Consider the following 9,343-nt stretch of genomic DNA (forward strand, 5'->3'; position numbering starts at 1 on the left):
AGCCGATCACCCGATGCAGCCCGCCTTCCGGCCGGCCCGAAGATCCTTCATGATTACTCAAATCTGTCCCTCCTGTTGAGAAAAGCAGACGGGCCGCCGTTCTTATTTGATCCTGATCGCGAAGATCTTGCGGATCTTCACCTCGGTTTTCCAGGTTCCCGTGAAACCCTCGGCGATATGGAAACTGTCACCGGCCTGGAAGATCCGCGTCTCGCCGCCGTCGGGGGTCAGCGCCATTCTGCCCTCGAAGAAATGGATCAGTTCGTCGGCCTTGTAGATGACGCGATAGGTTCCCGGCGTGGCCTCCCAGAAGCCGGTGAGGAACTTGCCGTCATCGGTCTTGTTCTCGATCCAGGTCTTCATGGTCGGCTCGCCCTCGACCGGGGTCCAGCCGTCAAGATCGGTGGTGATCGGCTCCGATCTGGGGTGCTTGTAGGGTCCAAACAGATTCACCAGCATCGTCATTCCTCCCGTTTATGGATTTTCATGTTGTGCGGGGGGCTATGCGCCGCCCCGCCTGCGATTGCGTCGGGCCCGGGGCGAGAGAGACCCTCGCGCCGGGCTCCGCCCAGGCTCAGAGCCGCCACTCCAGATCCGGGTTTTGCCCCGGAACATAAGCCGTGCCCCAGGCGCGCTGCTCACGCTTGAAGGGAGTCTGGTGCTGCGGATCCTCGTCCTCGATCTCGCGCGCGAGACGGTGGCCGTCGAAGGTCACATCGGCCATCAGCCGGGGCGATTCCGCATCGCCGATGACGAATACGTCGATGATCCCGTTCTTCTCCCATTCGTCCTTGCGCGCTTTCAGCTCGCGATAGAGCCCGTCCTGCGACACCCGGCCCGTCACAAGGATCACGCTGTCGCATTCGTGCCAGGAATGGCTGTCGTTTTCCTTGCGCGGCAACTGGCCGGTTCCCTTGTACTGGCGCTTGTAGCCATCACCGAAGAGGTTGAAGAGTTCCGCCCGGCCCGGCTCGATCCGGGAACAGCCGGTCTCGCCGATCACGTTGATGCCGAGTTCGTGGATCAGGCGCTGCATATTCGGCCCTTCCAGCGTGTAATCCATATAGGCGCCGAGGGCGCAGGTGGTGGCCACCGTCACCTCATGACCCGCGCGCGCGAATTTCTCGGCGAGGCTGGGGGCCATGTAATAGGGATCGTAGTTCACGATCAGCACCCGCTTGCCGACCGCCTTGCCCTCGAAGACCTGCTCGGGCGTCAGGACATGGGGCAGGCCGGCATCGGCGCCCGGAATGGGGTCGTGGGTCTTGTAATTCACGCCGGTGCTGCTCCAGCGTGCGCCGGTGGCGATGACGACGCGCGAGGCGCCGTAGCTCAGCACATCGTCGGCGGTCATCGCCTTCTGGCCAAGCGCGATCTGGCCCGACTTGTTCTTTTTGACCAGTTTCTGAAGCTGATTCTCGCGGTAGTCGCGGTGGAAGCTCCATTCCGCCAGCCCCGGCAGCGTGGCCACATCGTTGACATAGCCGCCGATCTTTTCGGCCTTGTCCACGAGGTGGACGGTATAGCCGCGCTCCATCAGCACCCGGGCGCATTCCGAACCGGACGGACCCGCGCCCACGACCAGAATATCGTTATCCGATTTCGCGGGCTCGAACTTCTCGGGGTGCCAGCCGCGGCGGTATTCCTCGCCCGCGGTCGCGTTCTGGGTGCAGATGAAGGGAACGCCGCCCATCTCCCAGCGAGAGATGCAGACGTTGCAGCCGATGCAGGTGCGGATGTCGTCGACGCGCCCCTCGTCGATCTTGCGCGGAAGCCAGGGGTCGGCGATCGAGGGCCGCGCCGCGCCGACGATATCGACGATGCCCGCGCTGACGACCTGAAGCATCTTCTCGGGATCGTAATAGCGCCCGACACCGACGACCGGCTTGTTGGTCGCCTGTTTGATATGGCGGATCCAGTCGTTCTCATGCGCGATCGGGTAGAAGCGCGACGGGCCGGCGTCCTCGCCCCATTCGGCGATGTCGCCGATATTGACATCCCACAGGTCGAGATAGGGCGAGGCCATTTCGATGAATCTCAGCCCGTCCTCTCCCAGTTCGACACCCTTGCCGCCGTAAAGCGTATCCACCGCGCAGCGCGTCACCAGCGCCACGTCATTGTCGACCGCGCGGCGGATCTTCTCCAGCGTCTCGACCCAGAACCGCGCCCGGTTCTCGAAACTGCCGCCATATTCGTCGGTGCGGCGGTTGTAGAACGGGTTCAGCCATTGCATTGGCCCGTAGGCATGGGCGCCGTAGACATTGACCAGATCGAATCCGGTGTCGCGGGCGCGCAGCGCGGCATCGACATATTGCTGCTGAAGGCGGTGCAGCTCGTCCTTGTCGGCGGCATGGTTGTAGGTGAACCCCGGGCAGCCGGGCACGGTGCCGAATTCCGAGGCATACTGGCTGGGCCCGCGCGAGATCGTGCGCGTCTCCAGCCCCGGCGCATGGGGGCCACCATACCACAGCTCGCATCCGGCAAGCGCGCCATGGCTGTGGACGTGATCGACCATCGCGCCCAGGTTGCGCATATCGCCCTGGTCCCAGATCCGCGCGGTGATCCGCAGCGTGTCGTCGGACTCGGGGTGGATCGAACATTGCTCAGTATTGACGGCGCCCCAGCCGCCCTCGGCCTTGACGCCGCGATGGGCCATGTTCATCCCGGGATAATTGGTTCCCGCCCCGTTGCAATGCGGAACCTGATAAAATCTGTTGCGTATCGTTTTCGGGCCGAGTTTAACCGGCGTGAAAAGAATGTCGAATCTTGGATCCCTGGTCATAACCGTCTCCTCCCGGATGATTGGGTAACGTGGCCTGCATTCTCAGCCCCGGCTGAAAATCGTATCAAAGCCGAAACGGGCGTCCATTCCCCAAAAACATTACTCCTTTCGGAGTAGGGCCGGCGCTTTCGGAGAAGAGCGATCCGCATTGCGCCGGCCTGACACCCCGTTATTGCCGATGAAGCGCGGGCTTTGGTGGCGGTGAGGGATTTGACAACGGGAAGTATCGTGCAAATCCAGTCTGTGCTGTGTGTCTGAAATGTATTTATTTTCAATTATATGGTTGCGGTATATGCCGCATCCGACAACGTTGTCTCATCCGATCTCTACGCCAAAAGGAGTAATCTCTTTGGGTGATGGACGGACTCATGGTCTTTGCTGTTTAATGCTGAATGCAAAAACGAGTAAGCGCTGTTTCAACGCAAGCGGATACTTCGGGAATAAAATTCACACCGAAGCAGGTTCTGCTTCGGATCAGTTTTCGCACGGTGCCGAGCCGGGATTTTCTTTCAGGCGACATCACATGGCACGGGAATATATCGGCGCGGCAATGATCCCTCGAATCCATTGGAGGCAGCCATAGAGAGATATCCGCTCCGGTGAAGCTGGCATATGCTCCCGTGCGAAAGTTTCTGGAATGGTCCGCCAGGCAGCAACGACCCGTCGGGCCTCGCTGAGCGGTATCAGACAGGCAATGGTGGAGGTGGTCGCTCAGACCGGCGAGGCCGCGCGCATCCGCCGCGTTTACATCCCGGGCCGGGGCAAAGCAGAATTGACCGGCAGAATATCCGCGAGCCAGCATCATGCGTCCTGAGGTTTTCTGCACGGCGGTTCTGACCATCACCTTCCTCATCGTCCTCGCCGCCTGGTGGGACGCCGAAGGTCCGCCCGGGTGGCAGATGGCCGGTCTCGCCACCCTTGCGCTGGCGTTCCCGGCCGTCCTTCTGGCCGTCGTCAGCCGCCCCTCCGGCGGGGCGCGAAAAGACTCCGGCGGCGGATGGGCGGGCGAGGTTCTGCGCGATCTGACCGCAGCCGCAGCCGTTCTCGACCGGAACGCGGCCATCGTTGCCGCCAACGAGGCGTTTCTCCGGGGCTTTGCGCCGCAGGGTCTTGGCGGGCGGATAACCGGCCTGCCGGTGTCGGACCTGGTGGATCCCGCCGATGGCCCTGCGCTCGCAGCGGCGACGGCAGCCATCGCCGACGGCAGCCGGTGCCCCGACGCTTCGGTGATCCTGCGGATCCTGCCGGCCGACAGGGCCGATGGACCGGCCCGAATGTCGCTGACCCCGCTGCGCGATCCAGAGGAGCCCGGGTCGGACACGACCGGGTTCAGCCTGCTTCTGGCCCTGCCCGGGCCACACAGCGCCCCCGCGGATTCCGCCGCCGAGGATGACGACAACCGTCTTCTGATCAATCGGATCGAAGAAATCGTCTTCAGGATCGATGCGGAGGGCCGGCTGGTCTTCCTCAACGCTTCCTGGGCGGCGCTGCTCGATCATGCGCCCGACGACAGCCTCGGCCAGCCGCTGACGGATTTCATACATCCCGAGGACCGGCCGCTGGCCGGGGCGCAACTCACCGCTCTTGCGCGCGGTCAGCGCGGCAGTTGCCATATCGAAGCCCGTCTCACCGCGCAGAACGGAGCCTCGTGCTGGATGGAGCTGCGCGCAAGGCCGATGTCGTCGCCCGCAGGCGAATGGGGCGGCGTGGCCGGCACCCTTACCGACATCAGCCGGATGAAACGCACCGAAGCCAGCCTGCGCGAGCACCGGCGCTCGCTGAGCATGCTTCTGAGCAATGTTCCCGGCATGCTCTATCGCTGCAAGAATGACCGCAACTGGAGCTTCGACTTCGCCAGCGACGGATGTCTCGATGTAACCGGCTACGAGCCCTACGAGATCGTCGGCGGCTCGGGGCTTTCCTATATCGGGATCGTGCATCCCGACGACCGGGCCGCCGCCTGGGAATTCGTGCGCCACCAGGTGGCTTTGCACCGGAAATTCCAGCTGATCTACCGCATCGTCACCCGCTCCGGGCAGATCAGATGGGTCTGGGAACAGGGCAAGGGCGTGATTTCCAGCGCCGGGGAAATCCTGGCGCTGGAGGGGTTCATCACGGTCATTGCCGAGGATGGCGAAGACGAGATCGTCGACGGCTTCCGCAAACTTCTGCCCGGCCGGGGTCCGCCCTGACCGACCCGCTGCCTGCGCCATCAAATGCGCAAGGCGGGCTTTGCGCAGAGCAGGCCAACCGTTCCCGGAACTCCCCTGACGCCCAGGGCCCGCGAGCGATCGCCTAAGTCAGCACACCGCCATGTTTGCGCCAGACCACCGGCCGCAACCAGATCACGGCGAAGATCCCCGTGCCGATCAGGGTGGTGTAAAGCTCGGGCGCGATCAGCAGGAAAGCCGTCAGCGCCAGCACCCAGCGTTCCCAGCCGAACAGCCGGTCGGTCATGTAATCCGAGAAAGCCGCCGACAAAGCGACGATGCCCAGAGTGCAGCCATAGACCGCCAGCGCGAACTCGCCCCAGGTGAAATTCTCGACCATGATCAGCATCGAGGGCGAGAACACGAAGACGAAGGGCACCAGCGCCTTGCCCATCGACAGCCGGAAGGCGGTCAGCCCGGTCGAGAACGGGTTGGCATTGGCGATCCCCGCCGTCGCATAGGCCGCAAGCGCCACCGGCGGCGTGATATCGGCCAGGATCCCGTAGTAGAACACGAAGAAATGCGCGACGATCCCCTGCACGCCCAGCATGGCGAGGATCGGCGCGGCCACCGTCACCATGATCAGGTAGTTCGCCGTGGTCGGCACGCCGGTGCCCATGACGATGCAGACCACCGCGGTCAGCAGCAGGGTGATGAACAGGGTCAGCCCGTCGATGGTCATGATGCCGAAGGGGATCACGCCGATGATCGCCCCCGCCCAGTCCGAGGCGGTCTGGGTCACGATGTAGGAAACCTTGAACGACACGCCGGTCAGGGTGAAGATACCGATGATGATCCCGACGGTCGCCGCGGCGGCCCCCACGGCCAGCGCGTATTTCGCCCCGGTCACGAAAGCCACGAAGACATCCGATATGGTGATCCGGTTCGCGGGATTGACCAGACCGATGACGACGCAGAGCGTGATGCCCCAGAACGCCGCCAGATAGGGCGTGTTGCCGTTCATCAGCACGCCCACCAGCACGAAAAGCGGGATCAGCGTCGGCCAGTCGCGCTTCAGCACCTTCCAGATCTGCGGCATTTCCTCTTTGGTCAGGCCGCGCAGGCCGCGGCGCCGCGCCTCGAAATGCACCTGCATCAGCACGCCGAAGAAATGCATGAAGGCCGGAACCAGCGCGGCGACCATGATATGGGTGTAGGGAATGCCGAGGAATTCGATCATCAGGAAGGCGGCGGCGCCCATGATCGGCGGCGTGATCTGGCCTCCGGCCGAGGCGGCGGCCTCGACCGCGGCGGCGAAATGGCGGCTGTAGCCGACCCGCATCATCGCCGGGATGGTCAGCGCCCCGGTCGTCACCGCATTGGCGATGGAGGATCCGGTGATCGTGCCCATCATCGCCGAGGACACCACCGAGACCTTGGCCGGGCCGCCGGAAAGCCGCCCGGCAATCGCGGTCGCGCCGTCGATGAAAAGCTGGCCCAGCCCCATCCGGGTCGCCAGCACGCCAAACAGCACGAAATGGAACACATAGGTCGCGACCACGCCGACCGGCAGCCCGTAGATGCCCTGCGAGGTCAGATAGAGGTGATTGACCACCGAGGCCCAGCTTGCCCCCGGATGGACCAGCAGCCCCGGCATATGGCGGCCATACATCGCATAAAGGATCATGATCACCGCGATGACCGGCAGGGGCCATCCCATCGCCCGCCGCGTCGCCTCCAGCAGCACCACGATCAGCCCGGTCCCCATCGCCAGGTCGAGCGTCGAGGGGTTCCCGACGCGGAAGGCCAGCTCCGAGAACACCCAGGGGACGTAAAGCGTCGTCACCGCCGCGATCGCCATCAGGATCCAGTCGTAGAGCGGGATCCCCGCCGGCCGCAGGGCCGAGGCCGGGCAGAGCCGGTAATTCGCCTTGCGCGCGCCGAAGACGAGGAAGATCAGCGACAGCACGAAGGACATATGCACCGCGCGGTGGGTGACTTCGCGCAACAGCCCGAAACCGGCGGTGTAGTAATGAAAGACCGACAGCGCGAAAAGCGCGACCGCCGCGATGATGCCGGCGGTCTTGCCGAGGGGGCGGAACCGGACCTCGGGGTCGAATTTCTCCTCAAGCTCCAGAACCTCCTCATTGCTGAGGATCTTGCGCTCGCCCAGTTCGTTGACCTCGGGCTCGGCCAGGCCGGTGCCGGTCTGCGGGGGGGCGGGCGCGCGCGCCTCGTCCTCGGGTGGGGGCTTGGGGGTATCCGCCATAGATATGCCTCGACTCTCCGCTGCCGCACCGTGGCAGGCACCTGAAACAAAAGGCGGGAGCGCGCTCTGGCACCCGCTCCCGCCCGGTTTACGCTTTCGGCTTATTCCGCCGCCGGAACCTCAAGCCCGGCCTCAGCGTAGAAGCGGGCGGCGCCGGGGTGCAGCGGGATCCCCACGCCGTCGAGCGCGGTTTCCAGGGTGATTTCGCGGCCCTTGGCATGACCGGAATCCAGCAGGCGGCGCGAATTCTCGTTCCACAGCGCGCGGGTGATCTCATAAACCAGTTCTTCGGGCTGGTTCGCACTGGTGATCCATTGCGCGCCGACGGCCAGGGTGACGACATCCTCGTCGAGGCCGTTATAGGTGCCGGCCGGCACCGTATTCGCGGCGAAGAAGCCGTATTCGCCGATCACGGCCTCGGCCTCGGCGCCCGCAAGCGGCACCAGCGTGATGTTCATCGAGGTGGCGAGTTCGGCGATGGCCCCGGCCGGGAAGCCGCCGACGAAGAAGAAGGCGTCCATATGGCCGTCGCGCATCAGATCGGCGGCCTGGTTCGGCTTCAGATATTCCGGGGTGATGTCGGATTCGCTCAGGCCCCAGGCCGCAAGGATCAGCCGCGCATCGACCAGCGTGCCAGAGCCCGGCTCGTCGAGCGAGACCTTCTTGCCCGCAAGATCGGCCACGGTTGCGATCCCCGCGTCGGCGCGGGCGACGAGGTGGATCGATTCAGGATAGAGATTGGCGATGGCGCGCAGTTCCTCGACCGCGGGCTGGCCTTCCCAGACGCCGGTGCCGGTCCAGGCCCAATAGGCCACATCCGATTGCGAGAAACCGGATTCAATGGTGCCGCCGCTGATGCCGTTCACATTGGCGACCGAGCCGTTCGAGGCGATGGCCGTGGCGACAAGGCCCGGTGCGCCGCAGGCGCCGCCGTCTTCGCAGGCGCGCGATCCGGGCGGGTTTGAGATGGCATTGGCCAGCAGGCCGCCGATGGGGAAATAGGTGCCCGCGGTGCCGCCGGTGGCGATGCGGAAGAACTGCATTTCCTGAGCCGAAGCGGCAGTGGCGCCGATCGCCATCACGGCGGCCGCCGTCAGGCTGACAAATCTGGTCATCATGGAATCTGGTCTCCTGGCTGTTGTTGCGTTTTATCTTGTTGGGCGCACCGCCTTGCGGATTACATCGTCAGCTGACAGGCAGGGTTTCGCATCTGTCAAAGCCGGGCCCGCCCGCACCCTGACAATTGTCGCATCCCTCTGGCGCCGGGACATATGAGATCCCCGGCACCGCAACTCTGCATCCCGCAGAACCCGGGACCCGCCTTGAGGACAGGATGACCAACGCGATATTGCAAATCAAGTCATAGGTTTGAAAAAATGCATTCCCGGCAACAGATTGATCTGGGGCCCGGGGGATCGGGCAGAAACTTGCGGACACCGGCCTGATGCGGGATTGGCGTTTGATCCGGGGGATCGGGCGCCCTGCGATTGTGTTTCCGGGTGATCGGATGAGGGGCCTCGGGGCGTTCGGGGAACGCATCGCTTCCCGCGATCCGGACCGCCGAAGCAGGGATCCGCGCCGGGTCGCAGGCCCTCCCGAACCTATGGCGAAACCATCGGCACAGGTCCACCTGTTCCGCATGAGCCGCTTCAATGCGCCGGACATTGTCGGGCCGGAACGCCTGGCATGACAGCCGGGAAAGGGAGATGTCCGGCCCCCGTCCGGCTTCTGCGACACCGTCCGACCGTCTGGCCAATCAGCGCGCGAGGCCACCCGGGATCCGCCACGGCGACCTGATCCCGGTGCGGTTGATTCCGGCGAGCAGGAGGCCGTCCTCCTGCAATGATCGCAGTTGCGGCTTCGGGATGCCCGGCCGGGCCCTGTTCACTGTTTCCATTTTGCAAAAACACTATCGCGGGTGTGTTTCCATTTGTTGTGTTGCTTTTGGCGAGAGACACGAAATCGCGGTTTCAGGGCTGCGGCCCGGGGCGGTCCCGGCGGATTTTCCGAAAATATCGTCACAAATCCGCACCCTCCGCCGCCGTGCGGGCAGAGCAGACCGGGGGGTGGTGATTGACATACAGCCATAATCACGTTCTATACATACTTTAGTGATGGCATCCCATCCTTACAACGAATTTC

At 64.0% G+C, this 9,343-nt stretch carries 5 protein-coding genes; 1 reads left to right on the forward strand and 4 read right to left on the reverse strand.

Annotation, left to right across the window (positions count from 1 at the left end; translation table 11 throughout):
* Window positions 1–102: 102 nt before the first annotated feature.
* Together XINFAN_RS06235 and XINFAN_RS06240 are read right to left on the reverse strand one after the other, a co-directional pair.
* Window positions 103–459, reverse strand: a complete 357-nt coding sequence (locus XINFAN_RS06235; RefSeq protein WP_124085631.1) for a cupin domain-containing protein — start codon at window positions 457–459, stop codon at window positions 103–105.
* Between the two features lie 115 nt (window positions 460–574).
* The gene (locus XINFAN_RS06240) at window positions 575–2,782 is read right to left on the reverse strand and encodes an oxidoreductase (RefSeq protein ID WP_124085632.1); all 2,208 of its coding nucleotides are present in this window, start codon (window positions 2,780–2,782) and stop codon (window positions 575–577) included.
* 803 nt (window positions 2,783–3,585) lie between these two features.
* On the opposite strand from XINFAN_RS06240, the gene XINFAN_RS06245 reads away from it, so the two are divergent.
* The gene (locus tag XINFAN_RS06245) at window positions 3,586–4,974 is read left to right on the forward strand and encodes a PAS domain-containing protein (RefSeq protein WP_124085633.1); all 1,389 of its coding nucleotides are present in this window, start codon (window positions 3,586–3,588) and stop codon (window positions 4,972–4,974) included.
* Between the two features lie 103 nt (window positions 4,975–5,077).
* On the opposite strand, the gene XINFAN_RS06250 is transcribed toward XINFAN_RS06245, so the two are convergent.
* Together XINFAN_RS06250 and XINFAN_RS06255 are read right to left on the reverse strand one after the other, a co-directional pair.
* Complete coding sequence (locus tag XINFAN_RS06250) at window positions 5,078–7,201, reverse strand: TRAP transporter permease (protein WP_124085634.1); 2,124 nt, start codon at window positions 7,199–7,201, stop codon at window positions 5,078–5,080.
* Between the two features lie 101 nt (window positions 7,202–7,302).
* Window positions 7,303–8,319, reverse strand: coding sequence for a TAXI family TRAP transporter solute-binding subunit (locus XINFAN_RS06255; RefSeq protein ID WP_435530856.1), 1,017 nt, complete (start codon window positions 8,317–8,319; stop codon window positions 7,303–7,305).
* Window positions 8,320–9,343 lie beyond the last annotated feature (1,024 nt).

The organism is Pseudogemmobacter humi (assembly GCF_900609055.1).
GTDB classification, from domain to species: domain Bacteria; phylum Pseudomonadota; class Alphaproteobacteria; order Rhodobacterales; family Rhodobacteraceae; genus Pseudogemmobacter; species Pseudogemmobacter humi.